Genomic DNA, 22,352 nt, shown 5'->3' on the forward strand with positions numbered 1-22,352 from the left:
ACATGCGAACACATTTTATAGCCATTGGCGGTGCCGCCATGCACAATCTGGCATTAGCTTTACACAACAAAGGATACCAAGTCACCGGAAGCGATGATGCGATTTTTGAACCTTCCAAATCGAGATTAGAAAAAAAGGGTTTATTGCCGGCCGAAATGGGCTGGTTTCCCGAAAAAATCACGGCTGATATTGAAGCCATCATTCTGGGAATGCATGCCAAAGCCGATAATCCTGAATTATTGAAAGCCAAAGAACTCGGATTGAAAATCTATTCGTATCCCGAATTTTTATACGAACAATCCAAAAACAAAACCCGTGTAGTCATTGGCGGTTCGCACGGAAAAACGACCATTACTTCTATGATTTTACACGTGATGCATTATCACAATATCGAAGTAGATTATATGGTAGGAGCACAGCTGGAAGGTTTTGATACCATGGTGCATTTAACCGAAACCAATGATTTTATAGTGTTGGAAGGCGATGAATACCTGTCTTCTCCAATAGACAGAAGACCAAAATTTCATTTGTACCAACCCAATATTGCGTTGCTTTCGGGAATTGCTTGGGATCATATCAATGTGTTTCCAACATTTGAAAACTATGTAGAGCAATTTGAGATTTTTGTCAACCAAATTACCAAAGGCGGAATCCTGGTTTATAACGAGGAAGATGCCACGGTTAAAAAAGTAGCCGAAGAATCAACCAATACCATCAGAAGAATTCCGTATCAAACGCCAAGTTACTCGGTGGAAGATGGAACGACTTTATTAGACACACCGGAAGGACCAATGCCGATTGAGGTTTTTGGGGCACACAATCTCAATAATTTGGCTGGTGCCAAATGGATTTGCCAAAACATGGGCGTAGACGAAGCTGATTTCTACGAAGCCATTGCCAGTTTCAAAGGCGCTTCCAAACGATTAGAAAAAATTGCTGAAGGTAAAGGCAAAGTGGCTTACAAAGATTTTGCGCATTCGCCTAGTAAAGTGTCGGCAACAACCAAAGCCGTAAAAGCCCAATATCCAAACAGAAAGTTAGTGGCCTGTTTAGAATTACACACTTACAGCAGTTTGAATGCCGAATTCCTGAAAGAATACGAAGGAGCACTCGATGCCGCTGATGTAGCAGTGGTTTTCTATTCACCTGATGCAGTGAAGATCAAACAACTGGAAGAAGTAAGTTATGACCAAATTGCCCAATCCTTCAAACGGGATGATTTGATTATTTATACCAATCCGGCTGAGTTTAAAGACTTTCTTTTTAATTACGATTTGAATAATTCAGCATTGCTTTTAATGAGTTCCGGGAATTATGGCGGATTGAATTTTGATGAGGTCAAAGGGTTGATTAGTTAGTATATTTAAAATGCCCAACAATTTCATAATGAAACAAACAATCTTCTAGAACCTGACCATTTCCCACATTATGAACTATCATCGGGCGCTTTCCGTCCGGTGATTTTTTATTAGTAATGATGCCAATGTGGGGAAATTTTTTGCCAATCATCCAAGTCACAATTTCTCCTGTTTGATACTCATCCGGATTATCGGAAACAGTTAATTTTTCACCTTTTCTGGCAAAGAAAACTTCAAGATTTGGAACGCGTCTATGGTCGATATTGGTATCGGTTTTATGCAACCCCCATTTTTTGATATTGGGATACAATGAAAAGTTTTTAACCATATCTTCATGGACTTCCTTTTGTAAATCGACACCCAGTTTTCGATATGCCCGAATCACCACATCAGTACAGACTCCCTTGTCTTTGGGCACATCGCCATAAGGGTATTTTATGGCAAAATAGGTTGGGTCATATTCAATAGTTGGGTCAATGATTGAAATAGCGGCAGCTGATAATTTTTCCTGAAACGGATTTGTTTTTAGTGAAACTACAGCTTCGCTGCTTTTTTGTCCGCATGTTAAAAATGTAAGTAAAATTAGCGTAAAATGAAATGATTTCATACTTTTAGGGTTTCATTTAATAACGTAAAAAGCAAGCTTTTAGTATTACTAATGGAACAAAATTTCTCCATAAAACATTGGGCAGAAGATGATAAGCCCCGCGAAAAGCTCATGTTGAAAGGCAAGACCGCTTTGAGTGATGCCGAGTTAGTAGCTATCTTGATAGGTTCCGGAAGCCGCAATGAAAGTGCTGTGGCTTTGAGCAAACGAATTTTGGCCAGCGTGGACAACAACTTGAATACTTTAGGGAAATTGTCTTTGAAACAGTTAATGACCTTCAAAGGAATAGGAGAGGCCAAGGCTGTTGCCATCGCAGCGGCTTTAGAATTGGGAAGAAGACGCAGAGCCGAAGATGCAGTAGCACTTCAAAAAATAACTTCGGGCAAAGCGGTTTTCGAGATTATGCAACCCATTATTGGCGAATTGCCGCATGAAGAATTTTGGGTTTTGTATCTCAATAATTCCAATAAAGTGATTTATAAAGCACAACTTTCCAAAGGAGGAATTACCGGAACGGTGGTGGATATTCGATTAATTTTCAAAATGGCTTTGGAACACAATGCTACTTCCGTAATTTTGACACACAATCACCCGTCAGGGAAATTGCAGGCCAGTGACGCTGATAAAGAAATTACTAAAAAACTAAAAATCGCCGGAGACCAATTAGATATTAAAGTGCTTGACCATATTATCATCACCGAAAAGGGCTATTTGAGTTTTCAGGACGAAGGTATTTTTTAAAATGAAACACATTACCGATATCTTTTTTGATTTAGATCACACGCTTTGGGACTTTGATAAAAATTCCGTTATCGCTTTTGATAAAATCTTCAAAGAACAACATCCGACCATTGATACCGAAGTGTTTATGGAAATATATGCGCCAATCAATCAAGCGTGTTGGAAGCTGTATCAAGTTGATAAAATAACACACGAAGAATTGCGTTATACTCGTTTGCGACAATCTTTTGATGCGCTGAATTACAATATTTCTGATGCTGCTATTGATAAAATTTCACACGATTATATTGATTTTTTGCCCGATAATAATCAGCTTTTTGATGGCGCTTTGGAAGTTTTAGAGTATTTGTATCCGAAATACAATCTGCACATTATTACCAACGGTTTTGCCGAAGTACAAAGCAAAAAAATCAACAATTCCGGCATTGGGAATTACTTTAAAACGATTACCAATTCGGAATTGGCTGGTGTCAAAAAACCACACCGGAACATATTTGAATTTGCCTTATCTTTGGCAAAAGCCAATAAAGAAAATGCCATCATGATTGGTGATTGTATTGATGCGGATGTCAGAGGGGCGATGGAATTCGGTATGCAGGCCATTTTATTTGACGAAAAAGAAATCCACTCCATAGCAGGAGTTTTGACCATAAAACATTTATCAGAATTAAAAAATATACTATAAAATGAAGAAAACATTCTTGTTGCTGATTTTACTTTTAGCTATTCCGGCTTTTTCGCAAAGCATCAATGATTATCAATATGTAATAGTTCCCATTAAATTTGATTTTTTAAAATATAATGACCGATACCGATTAAATACAACTACTAAACTTTTGTTACAGAAATACGGATTCAAAGCGTTTTTAAGCACGGATGATATTCCTGAAGAAGTCACTAGCAAAAGGTGTGCTATTTTGTATGCTTCGTTGGTAGAGGACAATAGTTTTTTTGCTACTAAAATAAAAGTGGTTCTAAAGGATTGTAAGGAAAAGGTTGTTTATGAAACTGATTTTGGCACCAGCCGGGAAAAAGATTTTGCAGTTGCCTATAATGAAGCTATAAGAAATGCTTCTAAATCATTTGAGAAACTGAATTATACCTATAACGGTAAAAATGATGCGACCAACGCCAACGGTATACCAGTTGTACCGGAAACACCTGTGACGCCAATTCCGGTAAAAAAAGATTTATCAGAAACGTTAGCCGCCAAAACCCAAAGTACGGAAACAACGGAAGCAATTAGTCCGGAAATGTTCTTTTTTGCCCAACCTATTACCAATGGATTTCAAATTGTCAATAGTGAACCAAGAGTCATTATGCGATTGCTGAACACTTCACAGAAAAATGTTTTCATCGGGGTAAAAGGAAATACTAACGGTGTAGTAATTTTAAAAAACGACCAATGGTTTTTTGAATATTATGAAAGTGGAAAACTAGTTTCTGAACCTCTGAAACTAAAGTTTTAATAGCCGTATTTGTCTTTCCAGCGATTCTTCAGAAAAGTGCGTAATTCGTTTTCCCGGGCATTATTTCCGGGTTTATAGAACGCGGTATTTTTAATTTCATCCGGCAAGTATTCCTGTTCCGAAAAGTTATTGGCATAATTGTGTGAATATTGGTATTCTTCGCCATAACCTAATTCTTTCATCAACTTCGTAGGGGCATTTCGCAAATGAATCGGTACCGATAAATCGCCGGTTTGTTTTACCAAGGCTTGTGCTTCGCCTATTGCCATATAACTGGCGTTGCTTTTCGCTGAAGTTGCTAAATAAACCGCACACTGGCTTAATATAATTCTGCTTTCAGGATAACCGATAGTGGCTACCGCCTGAAAGGTATTATTGGCCATAATAAATGCAGTAGGATTAGCATTGCCTATATCTTCACTCGATAAAATCAACATTCTTCGGGCTATGAATTTTACATCTTCGCCACCTTCTATCATTCGGGCTAACCAATACACGGCTCCATTAGGATCGCTGCCGCGAATGGATTTGATAAAAGCCGAAACTATATCATAATGCTGCTCGCCGGTTTTATCATAGAGCACCGTGTTTTGTTGTACTAATTCTAAAACTTTGTCGTTGGTAATTTTAATCTGGCCTTCAGGGCTGGCGTTTACCACGAGTTCAAAAATATTTAATAGTTTGCGTCCATCTCCGCCCGAAAGGCGTAGTAAGGCTTCGGTTTCCTTTAGTTTTATTTTTTTAGTCGAAATGATTTTGTCTTCCTTCATAGCTCTTTGCAACAAAGCCAATAAATCTTCTTTAGAAAACGGATTGAGAATATAAACCTGACAACGTGACAACAAAGCGGGAATAACTTCAAAACTTGGATTTTCCGTAGTAGCTCCAATTAGCGTAACCCAGCCTTTTTCAACCGCAGCCAATAACGAATCCTGTTGTGATTTGCTGAAACGGTGGATCTCATCAATAAAAAGAATTGGATTTTTGGCAGTGAACAAACCACCGCTGAGTTTGGCTTTTTCAATCACATCCCGAATGTCTTTCACACCACTGTTGATGGCGCTCAATTCATAAAACGGACGATTGCTTTGCTTGGCAATAATTTGCGCCAAAGTGGTTTTGCCAGTACCGGGAGAACCCCAAAAAATCATCGAAGGAATAACGCCTCGTGCAATCTGTTGTGTCAACGAGCCGTTATCACCAACGAGGTGTAATTGGCTGATATAATCCTCTAAACGTTGTGGTCTGATGCGTTCGGCAAGTGGTGCTTCCATGGTGTAAAAGTAAAGATTTCTGCCAAAATAGCATTAAATAAAATTTGGCTTTATCTTTGAATTGACTTGATAGATTTTAAAATAGTTTCATGAACGATTCCCATCATTTTAAATTTACGCCTTCTGTTTGGATAGTCCCGGCGCTGTTGCTACTTATGATGTGGGCTGTTTTCTTTTTTGAAAATAGTTTTAATGTCGATTTGACTTCGCATGGTATTTTACCCAGAACTTTTTCGGGTTTGCAAGGCGTTATCTTTAGTCCGTTTTTGCATGGCGATTTGAATCATATTGCCAATAATTCTATTCCGCTTTTTATACTGACTACGGCACTTATTTATTTTTATAGAGATGTTTCGCTGAAGGTTTTGTTGTATGGCATTTTGCTTTCGGGTATTATTACCTGGGTAATTGGCAGAAGTTCTTTTCATATTGGTGCCAGTAGTTTGATTTATGTGCTGGTTTCCTTTATTTTTTTTAAAGGAATGATGACGCAATATTATCGTTTGATGGCTTTGTCGCTTTCAGTAGTGATGATTTACGGAGGTTTGATTTGGTATGTTTTTCCGGAAGTGGATAAGCAGATTTCATGGGAAGGACATTTAGCCGGACTAATTACCGGCTTCTTATTTGCTGCTTATTTTAAAACGCCCGATTATGTTAAGGCTACCCGATATCCTTGGGAGAAGCCCGATTTCAATCCGGAGGAGGATGTGTTTATGAAGCATTTTGATGAGAATGGCAACTTTGTGAATACACCGGAACCTGAGGAAGAAAGTATGGAGGAGATTCCGCCAGCTCCCATTCACTATGTTTATGAGTATATGCAAAGAACTGACGAGAACAAAACAATCGAATAATTGGCTAACTAGCCCCGATAGTAATGGAAATAAAAATGTCCCGAATTTTCGGGACATTTTTATTGTATTGAATAGCGGGAATAGGGATTGCTGATCCATCCCAAGCCATTCGCTTCTTATTGTCTTTGTCTTACTGTTTCGTATAGAAAAGCGCCACAGGCCACAGAAACATTCAAAGAACCAATGGTTCCGAACATGGGTAACTTGGCTTTCTCATCTACAATTTTCAGTACCGAAGGATTGATGCCACGGTCTTCACTACCCATAATGATGGCCACGGGTTCAGCAAGTGAAATATCATAAATACTGCTTTCTGTTTTTTCGGTGGCTGCTACCGTTTTGATACCGCTGCCTTGCAAATAAAAAATGGCGTCTTTGATGTGGTCGACTTTACAAATTGGCACATTGAATACGGCTCCGGCTGAAGTTTTTACGGTGTCGCCATTAACGGGAGCTGAGCCAGTTTTTTGAACTATTATACCATCCACACCGGTGCATTCTGCTGTTCTGATAATGGCTCCAAAGTTACGGGCGTCACTTAATTGGTCAAGGATTAAGAATAGGGGAGTTTTACCACTTTCGACTACGCTGTCGACCAGTGTTTCCAATTTTACAAACGTGATAGGAGCAATGGTTGCTACAGCACCTTGGTGATTGTTGGGGGTTAATCGGTTTAGTTTTTCTACGGGAACATAGGAGAAATTGACACTATGTTTTTTCATAGCTTTCATCAATTCCTGCATTAATTCGCTTTGAGCATCGCTTTGAATAAATACTTTATCGATTTCTTTTCCGGCGGTTATGGCCTCAATAATAGCTCTGATTCCGAAGATTTGGTTTTCTTTTTCCATGGCGCAAAGATATAAAAAAACCACCAGTGATAACTGGTGGTTTTGTGTTATAAAAAATAAATACTATAATTCATCTTCTATGAAACCTGTTCTTCTGTGACCGGCAAACTTGTAAGTTACACCCGGATCCCAATCAAATTCAGCTTCAAAATAAAGGCTATCTACAATATGTCCTCCAAATGAATGGGCAGCATTTTTTAGAATTTTACCATTGGTTACTGTAACAGTAGCGCCAGTATAAAGCTCTGCTGAGGCTGGTTGACCGGAGAATGTCAAGTTGGTAAAATCTGTGGCTTGTACTTTTGTTTTAATTTCCATCCAGTTATCGTGGTCATCAAGCCAAAAGTTTTCGTCATTTGAAGAGGCATTATATGTTGAAAACAATACATAATCTCCCCCAAAGGCTGGAGTTACTCCATCGTTTTCTAACGCAATCACGTGCCAATCGCCAGCAAATTTTTGAGTGTTAGTGCCTCCTGGATTTGGATCTCCACCTTCATCGCAGGAAACAAGTGTTAATGCTAGGATAAAACTAACTATTAAACTATTTTTTAAAATCTTCATTTTTTTCATATTTATAATTTATAAAACAACTTTAGTCATAGTTACTACAAATGTATATCCTGCATCCCAAGTGGTTGAGAAACTTAATTTATTGGTTGCTGGATTAGCTGTTAAACCTGACATTGTTGCTGTTCCTCCAAAAGCTCCTACACCAAAACTTGGAATTGGAGCAAAGTTATTTGTAGCAATATCATTAGCCGTAATGATTACAGGTCTGGCGGCATAACCAGTTCCATAACCTCTACCAATAGCGTAATATCCACCAATACCATCTGACATTTCATATGTACCGTCCGTATTTTTCCATACTAATACATATTTTAAATTAGCATATTGAGCTGATACAACTCCATTTCTTACTACTGTTGATTTGTATAAACCAGAAATACTAGTGATTAAATCACTGTCTTCGTATACAATTACAGTTCTTGAAATAGATCCTGAGAAACCATCTTGATTTACGGCTGAGTATACAATTTGATATACATCTACTATGTCAGTATCTAATGTTGTACCTCCTCTATAATCTCCTGAAACAGAAGTTGTATATGGTATTTCTACACCACCTTCAGTTACAATTACACCTGGGTCTATAAATTCATCTCCTTTTTGGACATAAATAATGGCGTCCCCATTAAGTGTAAATTGAGGATAATTTGTTACCTTGGATACATTTCCTGTTGTATCCGATTCACATGATACTAAAAAAGCACAAATGAATACTAAACTTAAAATTACTTTTTTCATAATATTTTTTTTATTCCCACCAAATTGGGGTAGTTATTGGTACTAAAGTTAGCGCATTTGTATTTGCATTTCTTTCAGTTAGCGGATAAACTATTCTTTTAGGGAATAAACCACCTGTAACTCCATTTGCGGCATAAGCAAGTTGTCCTGAAACATAGCCTGCATCTGTTTGTGGTACAGCTGAAGTTCTTGGATATCCTGTTCTGTTTGTTTCAAAGAACGCTTCAAATCCATTTCCAGGGAAACTGGCAACCCATTTTTGAGTTATAATAGCTTCTAATTTTTGATCAAATGTACCGGCAACTGGATAAGAATAAACTCCTGTAAGGTAAGATGATGCGCTTAATGAATATCTAGCGAAGTTGGCAGTAACAGCGGCATCGTATAATGCTTTTGCACCAACACCACCGTTATATCTCTCCATAGCTTCGGCTTGTAAAAATAGACTTTCTTCTTTGCTTAATAATAATACCGGTGTAGTTGCACTTAGTTTAACAACAGCAATGTTAGTAGCTGTACTATTAAAATCACCTTGGTTTAGAGCGTTACCAGCAAGATAATATTGTGCTTTACGTGTGTCAGAATTATCAATTAAATAAGAGGATAATGTTTTGCTCATTCTTAAGTTAGTTGCTACATTAAGTCTTCTAACAACGTATTCGTACAGTGGATTACTTTGATTGATTTCATCTACAAATTGAGTCATTGAAGCATCAGTATCTAAAAATGCGACACCATCAGTAATTAATTGTTGGATACCAGCATCAGCTATTGCTGCTCTTGAACTGTTTGTTTGTCTCATGTAAATTTTTAGTTTTAATGTATTGGCAAACTTTGTCCAGTTTGTCATATCACCTCCAAAAATTAAATCATCACTTCCAGGTACCAAACCGGTAGATTGAGATAAATCTTTTGATAAAGCATCATTTAAATCATCAATCATGTAACCGTAAATTTCTTCTCCGGTATCAAAATGTGGAGATAAAATCAATTTGTTATTTGCCTCTTTGTAAGGAATACTGCCATACATGTCAGTTAACACTTGTGAAGCTTGTACTTCAAGCGTAGTAGCAATTAAATAATACTTCCAGTTACCTTCTGCTAATGCTCTTCTTTTAACATTGCGTATGTCTCCCAAAGCATCATACATTCCATCCCAGATAAAATTGTAATCTGATGTACTGGCAGAATAATTGTCAATGTCTTTAAATTGATTTGCCACATTACTTTGTGTCCAGTATTGTGACCAGAAACCGCCAAAAATAGCCATTCCAGCTCCTTCAGAACCAACAATTCCAGTTATTCCTGCTGGTAATTGAGCAGAAAGTGGGGCGTTGTCAGGATTTAATAAATCCGGGTCGCTATTGATATCTAACTCTGTATTACAGCTAACGAATACAGTTGTTAAGGTTATAATACTAAATATAAACTTTTTCATTTTCATTTTTTTAAAAGGTTAATTTAAGTGTAGCACCATATGATCTTTGTGCCGGGTTGGCACCAAATTCTCCTTGCTCACTTCCTAGATCTGAACCGTAAGTTGATAATTCTGGGTCGATGTAAGGATTTTCATTTGGAGTCCACAAAGCTAAATTTTTACCATAAATACTGAATGAAGCATTCACTATCCCTGTGTTTTTTAATAATTTAGAAGGAAGGTTATACGTTAACGAAACATCTCTTAATCTTACGAATGTTTTGTCTATAACATGTCCAGCCTCAACGCCAGGATTGTTTTGAGTATTCCAGAAATCAGTTACATTACCATTAGATTCTCCTGACACTGTCGCAAAGTTAATTGGCGTAGTGTTTTCAGAATAGGTACCGTCACCATTGTCAACAACAGAATTAGGAATGATAAATGGATTTCTGTCATTATAAATAGTTTCTATACCATTTCCTGTGAAATGAGATAGTCTTTTAGTGTATGAATACATTTCACCACCTTGTTTCCAATCGATTCCGAATGATAAGGTTAGGTTTTTATATGAAATTTTGTTTTTGAAACCCATGATGAAATCTCTTTGAGCATTTCCAACGATTTGCTCATCACTTGATACTTTATAGTATCCTGTTGTTGGGTCTACAATATATTGACCTGCGTCATTTTTAAGAGGAACAAATGTTTCAAATACTCCTAATGGTTGACCTACTACTGCATTGAAAGATACTCCATAGTTTGTTGCTAACTGAAGTTTATCAAGTCCACCAGCAACAGCATCTACATTAGAGTCGTTTTTGGCAAAAGTGGTAGTAAAATCCCATTGGAAATTTTCAGTTTTTACCGGAACAAGGTTTAAAACTAATTCAATACCTCTATTAGTTAAATCAACAGCGTTTTGTGTAATAAAAGCATAACCGGTTGATGTAGCTGTTGGAACGGTGGCTAGACCTCCGTCTGTTTTTTTGTTATATAAAGAGACATCTAAATTTACTCTCTTTTTAAACAAGTTACTTTCGAATCCAACTTCAAACTCATGAACAAATTCTGGTTTTAAGTTTGCGTTACCTAAAGTTCCGCCATTTTCATATCCGTTAACACCACCAATTGGTAAAAAGATGTTACCAAAGCCTAAAACCGCATTACCTGGAACTAAAGCTGAGTTAGTTCGATAAGGATCAGTTCCATTGGCCAAGCCAGCATAACCGGCTCTTATTTTAAAGAAATAATCGGAGTTGTCAATAACAATACCACTCAAACTGGCAGATGGATAGAAGTAAGAATTGTTTTGTTTTGGCAAAGTTGAATTCCACTCATTTCTTCCAGTAAGGGTTAAATAAATTTTTTCTTTATAGGAAGCTTCAACGGATGCGTAAACAGAATATCCTCTACTCATAGTGTCATTTTGTGCCACGGTTGGTTTAACGGCAGAATTTGATAGTTCATAAAAATTAGGGATATCTAAATTAGTGATAGAAGCTAACAATCTGTTTCTTTTATTTTCATAGCTTCCAAAACCAATAAATGAATTGATACCAAAATTTTCTTTAATTTTTGTATTGTAATATAAAATTAAATTCGTGTCGTAATTAGAAATTTCATCAGTTAATTCAGTAACACCACCAACGATTGCATTGGCACCACCTAAATCTTGTGCGGATCCTGGTTCGTATGTTACTTTTGCACCATATGATTTTACTTTTTCTACCTTGTAATCACCACCAATTTGATAGCTTAAAGATAATTTACTGTTGAATTTATAAGTTAAATTAGCATTTCCAAAGAAACGATTGGCAACAATATTAGTGGAGTTTTCATTAATTACCCAATATGGATTAGTTGCATAAGGAGTAAAGTAATTACTGTTGTTGTTAAAAGGATTATTGGTGTAATCGGCTAAATCAACGATACTGATATCACGAGGGATTTGTAACATTTCTTGAACTAATGTGTTTCCTTCACCAGCATCGGCTCCTTGGCCAGTGTTTACTGCATTTTGATCTTTTTTAATGTAATTAAGACTTGCTTTAAAGCTTAATTTATCACTAGTAACACCTCCGTTGAAGCCAAAAGTTTTTCTTTTAAAAGAGTCAGCATCTGTTGGTATAATACCGTCTGAATTAACGTCTGAAAAATTAATAGAGAAATTTGAATTTTCTCCACCACCACTTACTCTAACACTATTAGTATATGTTGCGCCTTGCTCGAAGAAATCTTTATAATTGTCTTTTAATGCTACATAAGGTTTAATTTGTTGAGCGTTATCAACAATTGCTCCCCAAGGTCTGATTTCACCATTAAATGCTGGTCCCCAAGAACCATTTTCATTACTGAAGCCATAGTCAGGGTGACCAGACCAGTTAGAATATCCTTTATTGTCCCATCCTTGACCGTGAGTATTTTGAAAGTGTGGCACTCTTGATACTTGTGAGAATTCAGCGGAATGTGACGTTTCAACAGAAATTTTTGATTTGTTTTTGCCTGATTTGGTGGTAATTATTATGACACCATGAGCACCGGCTGAACCATACAAAGCACCAGCGGCTGAGCCTTTTAATACTGTCATGGTTTCAATATTGTTAGGGTCTAAGTCCCCTATACCAGTACCGGCATCATAACTTCTTGTATTGCCTGTTGCGCTTGTTGTGTTGTTAGAGATAGGCGTTCCGTCAATAACATACAGAGGGCTATTGTCTCTTAATGAACCAAAACCTCTAATAATTACTTTTGATGAAGCTCCAGCTTGTGCAGGCGCAGTAATGTCGGCACCGGCAATTTTACCAGATAAAGATTCAAATACATTGGTGTTGTTAACTTCAGTAAGGTCTTTCCCTGTTACTGTAGTTGTTGCATACCCTAATGCTTTCTTTTGTCTTTTAACACCTAAAGCTGTTACTACAACTCCTTCTAATTCAACAGCATTGTCTTTCATTTTGACATTAATTGTTGATGATGAAGCTACAATTTCTTGAGATTTCATCCCAACAAAGTTGAAGACAAGTGTTTGATTTGGAGCGGCTTTGATAGAATACTTACCGTCAAAATCAGTTTGAGTACCTAGTTTAGTTCCTTTAACAAGAACATTAACTCCTGGAATTGGTAAGCCACTGTTGTCAGATACAACACCAGTTACAATCCTTTCTTGTGCAAAAGAGATTTGCACTAATAACGCAATAAATAGCGTCAAGAATCCATTTAACTTTGTTTTCATTATTTAATTTGGTTATAATTAGTCTTCCAAAAGTCTTAAAAAAATCTTAAAAATCCTAATATTGACAGAATTTTTTAGTGTTAAAGTTTTTAAACTCTTAGAAATTAGCTTTAAAACTTATATGGACTATGGAATTGGATAATTTGATGGGTTGGTTGTTTGTGCTTCCGTTGGCATAAACAATATTGAAAAGCCCATTTTTGGTTAATAATCCGAATCCAAACCCGATACCGAGTAGGTTTTCTTTACTGTCTGAAGTTTTGTCCTGAAGATGCCCGTAATCAATGATGGAGTGAATGTATAGGGTTGGTGTTAGTATGTAGCGGTATTCGGTTAGTATGGAGGTAAAAATGTTTCCTTGCAGGCTATTTTCGTTAAAGCCACGAATAGAGTTTATGCCTCCAAATCGGTGTAATTCATTAACAATGTAATTTTCGCTTTGCAGATAGAAATTCTCGGATTTAATGTTTAAGATGTTTTTTTCATTCAAATAGAAATTGTGTTTCAATGACAAGCTGGTGAAAAGTTGATTGTCAGAAATCAATTTAGAGTATCTTTTGCCAAGGCCCAGAACAAAATTTAAATTTGTTTTTTCCGGAAATAGAAAATCATCATTTTTAAAATCTAGAAATTCTAGAGAAGAAGTTGTGAATGAATTATTGAAATCACTCAAAGTCGTGGTGTTGGCATTTTGGATGTCACTCGATTCGGTGGATTGATAACCCAAGTAGACACGGGTGTTATAATTGAAATAATAACCCAGGTTAATGGCGGTTTTAGTGTTTTGAAAAGTGCTGTCTTGCTTGAAGATGTTTAATTCGGCTTTAATGCCGATTGGGCTTTTGAAGACATAAGGCAATTCAACGCCAAGATTAAATGTTCTTTGTTGCTGACCGTCGCTTTTCCAGTAGAGCGAAAGTTTCTCTCCCGAATTTAAAATATTATTCAAGACCAAATCCAAGTAGCCGCTAAAAACCAGCTTTTTGTTTTCATCGTTAGTAAAGCCAATGTATCCGTCAAAAGTATTGGCTTTGGCTTTTTCCAAGTACACATACACTTTGGTCGAGTCTTTGGTAAATAAAATTTCAGGATACTTACTTTGCTTCACAAAACGGAACTTGTCAAAATCATTGTAGAGCTTGTCTAGGTTTTTTTGATTAAAAACTTTATTGCGGTAGAGTCGGATTATATTTTTCTTGTGCCCTTCCGGAAATTTGTCATAGCCGTTAATTACTATGCCGTTCAATTGTCTCTTCGATTCTTTTATTATTGATAAATCGGCAGTAATGAAATTGCTTTTCCTTTGAAGATTGATGAGTTTGACTTTGGCCATAGAAAAACCATTGCTTTCTAATTTTTTTAAAGTGCCGCTCAAAAAGCTTTCAACTTCTTCGAAAGGAAGTGTCAGAGAATCGTTTTTGATGGTGTAACTACTCGGTATGTTTTCTTGAAAATTTATACCTATATATATGCGTGCATAATTTATTTTTTTTCCGAGGCTGTATTTGAAACAAAATGTGGAATCATTTAACTTGAAATTTTCAGAAAGCTGGCTTTCCAAATAGCCTTTTTGTCCGAGCTTTTCATACAACAAATTATTTTCGTCAACAATTGATTTGGTGTTTGGATGATCTGAATTGTAGCCAATGCTGTCTATGGTTTTGGTTTCTTTCTCGTTTTGCCCAATGATTTTTAAATGAAGATACTGCGCAGAAATTGTTCCGCTGAAGATAATTAGACATAAAAAGAGAAAAATCTGTTTCAAATGAGATGATTGTTTGCTTCAAAATAACGCAAAAAATCTGTTTTTATTGCTGATAATCGAATCTAAAAACAATTTGTTTGAAATAGCCATTGACGGGGCTTCGGTTTTAAAGGCGAAGGCTTGCGTAATGGCTATTCTTTATTTCATTAATAGACAAATGTTTAAATAATAAAAAAATTAATTAATTACGATTTGTTTCGTTCAAAATAATTACTACATTTGCAACCCCTAAAAAAGCGGGATTTTAATAAATAAAGAAATTTTAGTATTTAATTATGCCAACAATTCAACAATTAGTAAGAACAGGAAGAACTCAAATCACTAAGAAGAGTAAATCGGTTGCTTTAGATTCTTGTCCTCAAAGAAGAGGTGTTTGTACGCGTGTTTACACTACTACTCCAAAAAAACCAAACTCAGCCATGCGTAAAGTTGCGCGTGTACGTTTGACTAATGGAAATGAGGTGAATGCTTACATCCCAGGAGAAGGACATAATCTACAAGAGCACTCGATAGTATTAGTGCGAGGCGGAAGGGTAAAAGATTTACCGGGAGTTAGATATCACATTGTGCGTGGTGCGCTTGATACCTCAGGTGTAGCAGGAAGAACACAAAGAAGATCTAAGTATGGTGCTAAACGCCCAAAAGAAGCTAAAAAGTAATTTTAAAACTTTTAAAGAAAAGACATGAGAAAAAGAGCGGCAAAGAAAAGACCACTTTTACCAGATCCTAAATTTAACGATCAGTTAGTAACACGTTTCGTGAACAACTTGATGTGGGATGGTAAGAAATCAACAGCTTTCAAAGTATTCTATGATGCCATGGATATCGTAGAAACAAAAAAGAACAATGATGAAAAATCAGCGTTAGAAGTTTGGAAAGATGCTTTAACAAACGTTATGCCTCACGTAGAAGTACGTAGTCGTAGAGTAGGTGGAGCTACCTTCCAAATCCCAATGCAAATCAGACCAGACAGAAAAATTTCTATGGCAATGAAGTGGATGCTTCTTTATGCCCGTAGAAGAAATGAGAAATCAATGGCTCAAAAACTAGCTTCTGAAATCTTAGCTGCGGCTAAAGAAGAAGGTGCGGCAGTTAAAAAGAGAATGGATACTCACAAGATGGCTGAGGCTAACAAAGCATTCTCACATTTTAGATTTTAATATTTAAGAAATGGCTAGAGATTTAAAATTAACAAGAAACATTGGAATTGCTGCTCACATTGATGCTGGTAAAACAACAACAACGGAGCGTATATTATTCTATACCGGAAAATCACACAAAATTGGTGAAGTGCACGATGGTGCTGCAACAATGGACTGGATGGCACAAGAGCAGGAAAGAGGGATTACCATTACTTCTGCTGCAACAACTTGTGAATGGAGTTTTCCAACAGAACAAGGTAAACCATTACCAGAATCACAAGCTTACCACTTTAACATTATTGATACCCCAGGACACGTTGACTTTACTGTAGAGGTAAACCGTTCATTGCGTGTATTGGATGGATTGGTTTTCTTATTTAGTGCTGTTGATGGTGTTGAGCCACAATCAGAAACTAACTGGAGACTTGCAGATCAATATAGAGTTCCACGTATGGGATTCGTTAATAAAATGGACCGTCAAGGATCTAACTTTTTGGCAGTTTGTCAACAAGTTAGAGATATGTTGAAATCAAACGCAGTAGCGATCACTTTGCCAATTGGTGAAGAGAATGATTTCAGAGGAGTGGTTGACTTGGTTAAAAATCAAGCAATTGTTTGGCATGATGCTACACAAGGAGCTACTTTCGATATTATCGATATCCCTGCTGACATGGTTGCTGAAGTTAAAGAATACAGAGACATTCTTATTGAAGCAGTAGCTGATTATGATGAGAACCTACTTGATAAATACATGGAAGATCCAGAATCTATCACTGAGGAAGAAATCAACAACGCTTTAAGAGCTGCTACAATGGATATGGCTATCATTCCTATGATTGCTGGTTCATCATTCAAAAACAAAGGTGTTCAATTTATGTTGGATGCTGTATGTAAATATTTACCATCTCCTTTAGATAAAGAAGGTATCCAAGGTATTCACCCTGATGATGCTGATTTATTAGAAGAAGATCAAACTAAAATCTTACGTCGTCCTGATGTAAAAGAGCCGTTCGCAGCTTTGGCATTTAAAATTGCTACTGACCCTTATGTTGGTCGTTTGGCTTTCTTCCGTGCTTATTCAGGTCGTTTAGATGCTGGTTCATACATCTTGAACACTCGTTCAGGAAACAAAGAAAGAATTTCTCGTATCTACCAAATGCACGCTAACAAGCAAAACCCAATCGATTATATCGAAGCAGGTGATATTGGAGCAGCAGTTGGATTTAAAGATATCAAGACTGGAGATACGATGTGTGATGAAAAACACCCAATCATTCTTGAGTCAATGAAATTCCCTGCACCAGTAATTGGTATCGCTATTGAACCAAAAACTAAAGCTGACGTGGATAAAATGGGTATGGCTTTGGCAAAATTGGCTGAAGAAGATCCAACGTTTACCGTAAGAACAGACGAGGCTTCAGGTCAAACGATTATTTCAGGTATGGGTGAGTTACACTTAGATATCCTTGTAGATCGTATGAAACGTGAATTCAAAGTTGAAGTAAACCAAGGTGAGCCTCAAGTAGAATACAAAGAAGCTTTCACAAAATCTGCTCAACACAGAGAAACCTATAAAAAACAATCGGGAGGTCGTGGTAAATTCGGTGATATCGTATTTAGATTAGAGCCTGCTGATGAAGTTGACGGAAAAGTACCAGTTGGTTTACAGTTCGTTAACGAAGTAAAAGGTGGAAACGTTCCTAAAGAATATATTCCTTCTGTAGAGAAAGGTTTCAGAGAAGCAATGAAAACAGGTCCTTTAGCTGGATACCAAGTAGATAGTTTAAAAGTAACTCTATTGGATGGATCTTTCCACCCGGTGGATTCTGATGCACTTTCTTTTGAATTAGCCGCTAAAATGGGATACAAAGAAGTAGCAAAAGCTGCCGGAGCTGTAATCCTTGAGCCAATCATGAAAATGGAAGTAATTACTCCGGAAGAAAACATGGGAGATATCGTTGGTGATATCAACCGTCGTAGAGGTCAGGTGAATGATATGGGTGACAGAAATGGAGCCAAAACTATCAAGGCTAATGTGCCACTTTCAGAAATGTTTGGTTATGTAACTACATTAAGAACATTGTCTTCAGGTAGAGCAACTTCTACAATGGAATTCTCTCACTACGAGCAAACTCCTTCTAATATTTCAGAAGAAGTAATCAAAAAAGCAAAAGGTAACGCTTAATTCTTATCAAGATGAGTCAAAAAATTAGAATAAAATTAAAGTCTTACGATCACATGTTGGTTGATAAATCAGCAGAGAAAATCGTAAAAACTGTGAAAAGCACAGGTGCTGTTGTAACAGGTCCTATTCCGTTACCTACACACAAAAAAATATTTACGGTATTGCGTTCTCCTCACGTGAACAAAAAAGCGAGAGAGCAGTTCGAAGTAAGTTCGTATAAAAGATTATTAGACATTTACTCTTCATCTTCAAAAACTATTGACGCTCTAATGAAGTTAGAGTTGCCAAGTGGAGTTGAAGTAGAGATCAAAGTGTAAGTACTCTTTAAAAGTTTAAGTTTTAAGTAGTAGAGTTTTGAAAATGATTCTACTACTTAATTCTTTATGATTGAATAACAAAAAATTTATTAATTAATAATTAGTTTAATATGTCTGGGTTAATTGGAAAAAAAATCGGCATGACAAGCATCTTCGACGAGAATGGGAAAAACATTCCTTGTACAGTAATCGAAGCTGGGCCTTGTGTCGTTACCCAAGTCAGAACCAATGAGGTTGACGGGTATTCAGCTCTTCAACTTGGTTTCGATGACAAAGGCGAAAAACACGCTACTAAAGCTGACTTAGGTCACTTTAAAAAAGCGGGTACTTCTGCCAAGAAAAAAGTCGTTGAATTCCAAGGGTTTGAAGAAAATTACAAATTAGGTGATAACATCACTGTGGAAGTATTCAGCGAAGGAGAATTTGTTGATGTACAAGGTGTATCAAAAGGAAAAGGTTTCCAAGGGGTTGTAAAACGTCACGGTTTTGGTGGTGTTGGACAAGCTACCCACGGTCAACACAACCGTTTGAGAGCGCCAGGTTCTGTAGGAGCATCTTCTTATCCATCACGTGTATTCAAAGGAATGCGTATGGCAGGAAGAATGGGTGGTGATAATGTAAAAGTACAAAATCTTAGAGTTTTAAAAGTAGTGGCTGAAAAGAACCTACTGGTTATCAAAGGATGTGTTCCTGGATGTAAAAACTCTTACGTAATCATTCAGAAGTAATGGAAGTAAAAGTAATAGATATCAACGGAAAAGATACTGGAAGAAAAGTACAACTTTCTGATTCAGTATTCGGCATTGAGCCAAATAATCACGCAGTATATCTTGATGTTAAGCAATACTTAGCAAATCAAAGACAAGGAACGCACAAAGCAAAAGAAAGAGCTGAAGTAGCGGGAAGTACTCGTAAGATTAAAAAACAAAAAGGTACAGGTACTGCACGTGCAGGATCTAAAAAGAGTCCATTGTTCAAAGGTGGAGGAACAGTATTTGGTCCAAGACCAAGAAGCTATTCTTTCAAATTGAACAAAACAGTAAAAAGATTAGCTCGTAAATCAGCTTTCTCTTTAAAAGTAAAAGAATCAAATTTAGTAGTTGTGGAAGACTTTAATTTTGAAACGCCAAATACCAAAAGTTTTATTAATGTTTTGAAAGCTTTAGGGTTAGAAAACAAAAAATCTTTGTTTGTGTTGGGTGATTCAAATAAAAATGTATATTTGTCCTCACGCAATTTAAAGGCATCTAGCGTAGTAACTAACTCAGAATTAAGTACTTACGAAATTTTAAATGCAAATAATTTAGTTCTTTTAGAGGGATCTTTAGAAGGAATTGAAGAAAATTTAAGCAAATAACAGACCATGAGTATCATAATTAAGCCTATCATAACTGAAAAAATCACCAAAGATGGTGAGGTTTTCAATCGTTTTGGTTTTGTTGTTGACAGAAAAGCAAACAAAGTTCAAATTAAGAAAGCAGTAGAAGCTGCTTACGGAATTTCGGTTGTGTCTGTTAACACGATGAACTATAGAGCTGATAGAACTACTAAGTATACAAAAAGTGGTTTGATTAGCGGAAAAACAAGTGCTTACAAAAAAGCAGTTGTACAAGTAAAAGAGGGAGAAACAATAGATTTTTACAATAATATCTAATAGAAAATGTCAGTTAGAAAATTAAAACCTATTACCCCGGGTCAGCGTTTTAGAGTTGTGAATGGTTTTGACGCCATCACGACTGATAAGCCGGAGCGCTCTTTGTTAGCACCGATAAAAAACTCAGGAGGTAGAAATAGTCAAGGAAAAATGACCATGCGTTATACAGGCGGTGGTCACAAACAAAGGTATCGTATGATCGATTTCAAAAGAACTAAAGTTGGAATTCCAGCTACAGTGAAATCAATTGAATATGATCCAAACAGAACTGCTTTTATCGCATTATTGTGGTATGTAGATGGAGAGAAAACGTATATCGTTGCTCAAAATGGTCTACAAGTAGGACAAACTGTTGTGTCAGGAGAAGGTGCAGCACCAGAAATCGGAAACACTTTGCCATTGAGCAAAATTCCATTAGGTACTGTAATTTCTTGTATCGAATTGCGTCCAGGTCAAGGAGCTACTATTGCTCGTTCGGCCGGAACATTTGCTCAATTAATGGCAAGAGACGGAAAATATGCTACAATCAAAATGCCATCAGGAGAGACAAGATTAATCTTGTTGACTTGTTCAGCAACTATTGGAGCAGTTTCTAACTCAGATCATCAGTTGATTGTATCTGGTAAAGCAGGTAGAACAAGATGGTTAGGAAGAAGACCTAGAACAAGACCAGTAGCCATGAACCCTGTCGATCACCCAATGGGTGGTGGTGAAGGTCGTTCATCTGGAGGTCACCCACGTTCTAGAAAAGGACTTCCTGCTAAAGGGTATAGAACTCGTTCTAAAGTAAACCCAAGTAATAAGTATATTGTTGAACGCAGAAAGAAATAATTAGATAGACATGGCACGTTCATTAAAAAAAGGACCTTTTGTACACTATAAATTAGATAAAAAAGTTCAGGAAAATATTGCTGGTGGAAACAAAGGTGTGGTTAAGACTTGGTCTAGAGCATCTATGATTACTCCGGATTTCGTTGGACAAACAATCGCAGTACACAATGGTCGTCAATTTGTTCCGGTTTATGTAACTGAGAACATGGTAGGACACAAATTAGGAGAGTTTTCACCAACTAGATCTTTTAGAGGTCATGCTGGAGCAAAAAATAAAGGTAAAAAATAAGAAGCAATGGGAGTTCGTAAAAGAGAAACAGCAGATGCGAGAAAAGAGGCTAATAAGTCTATTGCTTTCGCGAAATTGAATAACTGCCCTACTTCACCTAGAAAAATGCGCTTAGTAGCAGACTTGGTAAGAGGTCAGAAAGTGGAAAGAGCTTTAAATATTTTAAGATTTAGCTCAAAAGAAGCTTCAAGAAAATTAGAGAAATTGGTATTATCTGCGATCAACAATTGGGAGCAGAAAAATGCTGACGGAAACGTTTCAGAAGCAGGCTTATTCATTAAAACAATCACTGTAGATGGTGGAATGATGTTGAAAAGACTTCGTCCGGCTCCACAGGGAAGAGCACACAGAATTAGAAAACGTTCTAATCACGTTACCATCGTATTAGGACAATTAGATAACACACAAAGCAATTAAGTAAGATGGGACAAAAGACAAATCCAATAGGAAACAGACTTGGTATCATCAGAGGATGGGATTCAAACTGGTATGGTGGAAATGATTACGGTGATAAAATCGCTGAGGATTATAAAATCAGAAAGTATATCCATGCTCGTTTATCAAAAGCTAGTGTATCAAAAGTAATCATCGAGAGAACTTTGAAACTTGTAACCGTTACTATCACAACTGCGAGACCTGGTATTATTATCGGGAAAGGTGGTCAAGAGGTAGACAAGTTAAAAGAAGAACTTAAGAAAGTTACTGACAAAGAGGTTCAAATCAACATCTTTGAAATTAAAAGACCTGAGTTAGATGCATATTTAGTTGGAACTAGTATTGCACGTCAAATCGAAAGCCGTATTTCATACAGAAGAGCTATTAAAATGGCTATCGCAGCAGCAATGCGTATGAATGCAGAAGGTATTAAAGTTTTGATTTCTGGTCGTTTGAACGGAGCTGAAATGGCACGTTCGGAGCAATTCAAAGAAGGTAGAATTCCTCTATCAACTTTCAGAGCCGATATTGATTATGCTTTGGCTGAAGCACATACTACTTATGGTAGAATGGGTATCAAAGTATGGATCATGAAAGGTGAGGTTTACGGAAAA

24 protein-coding genes are annotated in these 22,352 nt (G+C 36.8%); 16 read left to right on the forward strand and 8 right to left on the reverse strand.

The genetic code is table 11. The annotated features are described in order from the left end of the window. Positions 1 to 2 precede the first annotated feature (2 nt). Positions 3 to 1,358 carry a UDP-N-acetylmuramate--L-alanine ligase gene (locus V7D82_RS04430; protein ID WP_333599767.1) on the forward strand — a complete coding sequence of 452 codons (1,356 nt, stop codon included), beginning with the start codon at positions 3 to 5 and terminating at the stop codon, positions 1,356 to 1,358. Here the strand turns inward: V7D82_RS04430 and V7D82_RS04435 are convergent. Then, positions 1,351 to 1,965: a DUF1287 domain-containing protein gene (locus V7D82_RS04435; protein ID WP_333599768.1), complete on the reverse strand. Its 615-nt coding sequence runs from the start codon at positions 1,963 to 1,965 to the stop codon at positions 1,351 to 1,353. The genes V7D82_RS04430 and V7D82_RS04435 overlap by 8 nt on opposite strands. Positions 1,966 to 2,016: 51 nt before the next feature. Between V7D82_RS04435 and radC the strand changes: the two genes are divergently transcribed. Genes radC through V7D82_RS04450 form a run of 3 tightly spaced genes read left to right on the forward strand, consistent with a single transcriptional unit; the run spans position 2,017 to position 4,175 of the window. Next, entirely contained in the window at positions 2,017 to 2,706 is a 690-nt protein-coding gene (gene radC, locus V7D82_RS04440) for a RadC family protein (protein ID WP_333599769.1), read from the forward strand. A gap of 1 nt (position 2,707) precedes the next feature. Next, a complete protein-coding gene (locus V7D82_RS04445) occupies positions 2,708 to 3,391 on the forward strand; it encodes a YjjG family noncanonical pyrimidine nucleotidase (RefSeq protein ID WP_333599770.1) in 684 nt (227 codons plus the stop codon). Position 3,392: 1 nt separating this feature from the next. Further along, entirely contained in the window at positions 3,393 to 4,175 is a 783-nt protein-coding gene (locus V7D82_RS04450; protein WP_333599771.1) for a hypothetical protein, read from the forward strand. On the opposite strand, the gene V7D82_RS04455 is transcribed toward V7D82_RS04450, so the two are convergent. Next, positions 4,172 to 5,449 carry a replication-associated recombination protein A gene (locus tag V7D82_RS04455; RefSeq protein WP_333599772.1) on the reverse strand — a complete coding sequence of 426 codons (1,278 nt, stop codon included), beginning with the start codon at positions 5,447 to 5,449 and terminating at the stop codon, positions 4,172 to 4,174. The genes V7D82_RS04450 and V7D82_RS04455 overlap by 4 nt on opposite strands. A gap of 89 nt (positions 5,450 to 5,538) precedes the next feature. On the opposite strand from V7D82_RS04455, the gene V7D82_RS04460 reads away from it, so the two are divergent. Then, positions 5,539 to 6,306: a rhomboid family intramembrane serine protease gene (locus tag V7D82_RS04460; RefSeq protein ID WP_333599773.1), complete on the forward strand. Its 768-nt coding sequence runs from the start codon at positions 5,539 to 5,541 to the stop codon at positions 6,304 to 6,306. A gap of 116 nt (positions 6,307 to 6,422) precedes the next feature. Here the strand turns inward: V7D82_RS04460 and rlmB are convergent, their stop codons facing one another. The 6 genes from rlmB to V7D82_RS04490 form a co-directional block, all read right to left on the reverse strand. Continuing rightward, positions 6,423 to 7,157, reverse strand: a complete 735-nt coding sequence (gene rlmB, locus V7D82_RS04465) for a 23S rRNA (guanosine(2251)-2'-O)-methyltransferase RlmB (RefSeq protein ID WP_333599774.1) — start codon at positions 7,155 to 7,157, stop codon at positions 6,423 to 6,425. Between the two features lie 63 nt (positions 7,158 to 7,220). Continuing rightward, positions 7,221 to 7,721 (reverse strand): lipid-binding protein, encoded by a 501-nt coding sequence (locus tag V7D82_RS04470; RefSeq protein ID WP_333599775.1) that lies wholly within the window; start codon positions 7,719 to 7,721, stop codon positions 7,221 to 7,223. 18 nt (positions 7,722 to 7,739) lie between these two features. Next, positions 7,740 to 8,468 carry a BT_2262 family domain-containing protein gene (locus tag V7D82_RS04475; protein WP_333599776.1) on the reverse strand — a complete coding sequence of 243 codons (729 nt, stop codon included), beginning with the start codon at positions 8,466 to 8,468 and terminating at the stop codon, positions 7,740 to 7,742. A 10-nt stretch (positions 8,469 to 8,478) separates the two neighbouring features. Beyond that, positions 8,479 to 9,912 carry a SusD/RagB family nutrient-binding outer membrane lipoprotein gene (locus V7D82_RS04480; RefSeq protein ID WP_333599777.1) on the reverse strand — a complete coding sequence of 478 codons (1,434 nt, stop codon included), beginning with the start codon at positions 9,910 to 9,912 and terminating at the stop codon, positions 8,479 to 8,481. Between the two features lie 4 nt (positions 9,913 to 9,916). Continuing rightward, positions 9,917 to 13,120 carry a SusC/RagA family TonB-linked outer membrane protein gene (locus V7D82_RS04485; RefSeq protein WP_333599778.1) on the reverse strand — a complete coding sequence of 1,068 codons (3,204 nt, stop codon included), beginning with the start codon at positions 13,118 to 13,120 and terminating at the stop codon, positions 9,917 to 9,919. Between the two features lie 97 nt (positions 13,121 to 13,217). Beyond that, positions 13,218 to 14,885, reverse strand: a complete 1,668-nt coding sequence (locus V7D82_RS04490; RefSeq protein WP_333599779.1) for a hypothetical protein — start codon at positions 14,883 to 14,885, stop codon at positions 13,218 to 13,220. A 275-nt stretch (positions 14,886 to 15,160) separates the two neighbouring features. On the opposite strand from V7D82_RS04490, the gene rpsL reads away from it, so the two are divergent. From rpsL to rpsC, 11 genes are all read left to right on the forward strand, one after another. After that, the gene (rpsL, locus tag V7D82_RS04495; RefSeq protein WP_007136570.1) at positions 15,161 to 15,544 is read left to right on the forward strand and encodes a 30S ribosomal protein S12; all 384 of its coding nucleotides are present in this window, start codon (positions 15,161 to 15,163) and stop codon (positions 15,542 to 15,544) included. 24 nt (positions 15,545 to 15,568) lie between these two features. Next, the gene (gene rpsG / locus V7D82_RS04500; RefSeq protein ID WP_333599780.1) at positions 15,569 to 16,045 is read left to right on the forward strand and encodes a 30S ribosomal protein S7; all 477 of its coding nucleotides are present in this window, start codon (positions 15,569 to 15,571) and stop codon (positions 16,043 to 16,045) included. 10 nt (positions 16,046 to 16,055) lie between these two features. Beyond that, positions 16,056 to 18,212 (forward strand): elongation factor G, encoded by a 2,157-nt coding sequence (fusA, locus tag V7D82_RS04505; RefSeq protein ID WP_333599781.1) that lies wholly within the window; start codon positions 16,056 to 16,058, stop codon positions 18,210 to 18,212. Between the two features lie 11 nt (positions 18,213 to 18,223). Then, positions 18,224 to 18,529, forward strand: coding sequence for a 30S ribosomal protein S10 (gene rpsJ / locus V7D82_RS04510; RefSeq protein WP_026710316.1), 306 nt, complete (start codon positions 18,224 to 18,226; stop codon positions 18,527 to 18,529). A gap of 110 nt (positions 18,530 to 18,639) precedes the next feature. Next, complete coding sequence (gene rplC / locus V7D82_RS04515; RefSeq protein WP_264520620.1) at positions 18,640 to 19,257, forward strand: 50S ribosomal protein L3; 618 nt, start codon at positions 18,640 to 18,642, stop codon at positions 19,255 to 19,257. Beyond that, the gene (rplD, locus tag V7D82_RS04520; RefSeq protein WP_333599782.1) at positions 19,257 to 19,886 is read left to right on the forward strand and encodes a 50S ribosomal protein L4; all 630 of its coding nucleotides are present in this window, start codon (positions 19,257 to 19,259) and stop codon (positions 19,884 to 19,886) included. The genes rplC and rplD overlap by 1 nt, the downstream gene beginning before the upstream one ends. 6 nt (positions 19,887 to 19,892) lie before the next feature. Continuing rightward, on the forward strand, positions 19,893 to 20,183 hold the full coding sequence (gene rplW / locus V7D82_RS04525) for a 50S ribosomal protein L23 (RefSeq protein WP_333599783.1): 291 nt from the start codon (positions 19,893 to 19,895) through the stop codon (positions 20,181 to 20,183). 6 nt (positions 20,184 to 20,189) lie between these two features. Continuing rightward, positions 20,190 to 21,014 (forward strand): 50S ribosomal protein L2, encoded by an 825-nt coding sequence (gene rplB / locus V7D82_RS04530; protein ID WP_333599784.1) that lies wholly within the window; start codon positions 20,190 to 20,192, stop codon positions 21,012 to 21,014. A 10-nt stretch (positions 21,015 to 21,024) separates the two neighbouring features. Continuing rightward, positions 21,025 to 21,303: a 30S ribosomal protein S19 gene (rpsS, locus tag V7D82_RS04535; RefSeq protein ID WP_007136562.1), complete on the forward strand. Its 279-nt coding sequence runs from the start codon at positions 21,025 to 21,027 to the stop codon at positions 21,301 to 21,303. A 6-nt stretch (positions 21,304 to 21,309) separates the two neighbouring features. Further along, positions 21,310 to 21,720, forward strand: coding sequence for a 50S ribosomal protein L22 (rplV, locus tag V7D82_RS04540; RefSeq protein WP_324471052.1), 411 nt, complete (start codon positions 21,310 to 21,312; stop codon positions 21,718 to 21,720). A gap of 5 nt (positions 21,721 to 21,725) precedes the next feature. Beyond that, positions 21,726 to 22,352: 30S ribosomal protein S3 (rpsC, locus tag V7D82_RS04545; RefSeq protein ID WP_333599785.1), on the forward strand; the 627-nt coding region annotated here is incomplete at its 3' end.

Origin of the sequence: Flavobacterium sp., assembly GCF_036741995.1 — a bacterium.
In the GTDB taxonomy this organism is placed as follows: Bacteria; Bacteroidota; Bacteroidia; order Flavobacteriales; family Flavobacteriaceae; genus Flavobacterium.

Excerpts from the sequence above, each read along its gene's own strand:
- V7D82_RS04430 (WP_333599767.1), top strand. The coding sequence starts at position 3 with ATGCGAACACATTTTATAGCCATTGGCGGTGCCGCCATGCACAATCTG.
- V7D82_RS04435 (WP_333599768.1), bottom strand. The coding sequence starts at position 1,965 with ATGAAATCATTTCATTTTACGCTAATTTTACTTACATTTTTAACATGC.
- radC (WP_333599769.1), top strand. The coding sequence starts at position 2,017 with ATGGAACAAAATTTCTCCATAAAACATTGGGCAGAAGATGATAAGCCC.
- V7D82_RS04445 (WP_333599770.1), top strand. The coding sequence starts at position 2,708 with ATGAAACACATTACCGATATCTTTTTTGATTTAGATCACACGCTTTGG.
- V7D82_RS04450 (WP_333599771.1), top strand. The coding sequence starts at position 3,393 with ATGAAGAAAACATTCTTGTTGCTGATTTTACTTTTAGCTATTCCGGCT.
- V7D82_RS04455 (WP_333599772.1), bottom strand. The coding sequence starts at position 5,449 with ATGGAAGCACCACTTGCCGAACGCATCAGACCACAACGTTTAGAGGAT.
- V7D82_RS04460 (WP_333599773.1), top strand. The coding sequence starts at position 5,539 with ATGAACGATTCCCATCATTTTAAATTTACGCCTTCTGTTTGGATAGTC.
- rlmB (WP_333599774.1), bottom strand. The coding sequence starts at position 7,157 with ATGGAAAAAGAAAACCAAATCTTCGGAATCAGAGCTATTATTGAGGCC.
- V7D82_RS04470 (WP_333599775.1), bottom strand. The coding sequence starts at position 7,721 with ATGAAGATTTTAAAAAATAGTTTAATAGTTAGTTTTATCCTAGCATTA.
- V7D82_RS04475 (WP_333599776.1), bottom strand. The coding sequence starts at position 8,468 with ATGAAAAAAGTAATTTTAAGTTTAGTATTCATTTGTGCTTTTTTAGTA.
- V7D82_RS04480 (WP_333599777.1), bottom strand. The coding sequence starts at position 9,912 with ATGAAAATGAAAAAGTTTATATTTAGTATTATAACCTTAACAACTGTA.
- V7D82_RS04485 (WP_333599778.1), bottom strand. The coding sequence starts at position 13,120 with ATGAAAACAAAGTTAAATGGATTCTTGACGCTATTTATTGCGTTATTA.
- rpsL (WP_007136570.1), top strand. The coding sequence starts at position 15,161 with ATGCCAACAATTCAACAATTAGTAAGAACAGGAAGAACTCAAATCACT.
- rpsG (WP_333599780.1), top strand. The coding sequence starts at position 15,569 with ATGAGAAAAAGAGCGGCAAAGAAAAGACCACTTTTACCAGATCCTAAA.
- fusA (WP_333599781.1), top strand. The coding sequence starts at position 16,056 with ATGGCTAGAGATTTAAAATTAACAAGAAACATTGGAATTGCTGCTCAC.
- rpsJ (WP_026710316.1), top strand. The coding sequence starts at position 18,224 with ATGAGTCAAAAAATTAGAATAAAATTAAAGTCTTACGATCACATGTTG.
- rplC (WP_264520620.1), top strand. The coding sequence starts at position 18,640 with ATGTCTGGGTTAATTGGAAAAAAAATCGGCATGACAAGCATCTTCGAC.
- rplD (WP_333599782.1), top strand. The coding sequence starts at position 19,257 with ATGGAAGTAAAAGTAATAGATATCAACGGAAAAGATACTGGAAGAAAA.
- rplW (WP_333599783.1), top strand. The coding sequence starts at position 19,893 with ATGAGTATCATAATTAAGCCTATCATAACTGAAAAAATCACCAAAGAT.
- rplB (WP_333599784.1), top strand. The coding sequence starts at position 20,190 with ATGTCAGTTAGAAAATTAAAACCTATTACCCCGGGTCAGCGTTTTAGA.
- rpsS (WP_007136562.1), top strand. The coding sequence starts at position 21,025 with ATGGCACGTTCATTAAAAAAAGGACCTTTTGTACACTATAAATTAGAT.
- rplV (WP_324471052.1), top strand. The coding sequence starts at position 21,310 with ATGGGAGTTCGTAAAAGAGAAACAGCAGATGCGAGAAAAGAGGCTAAT.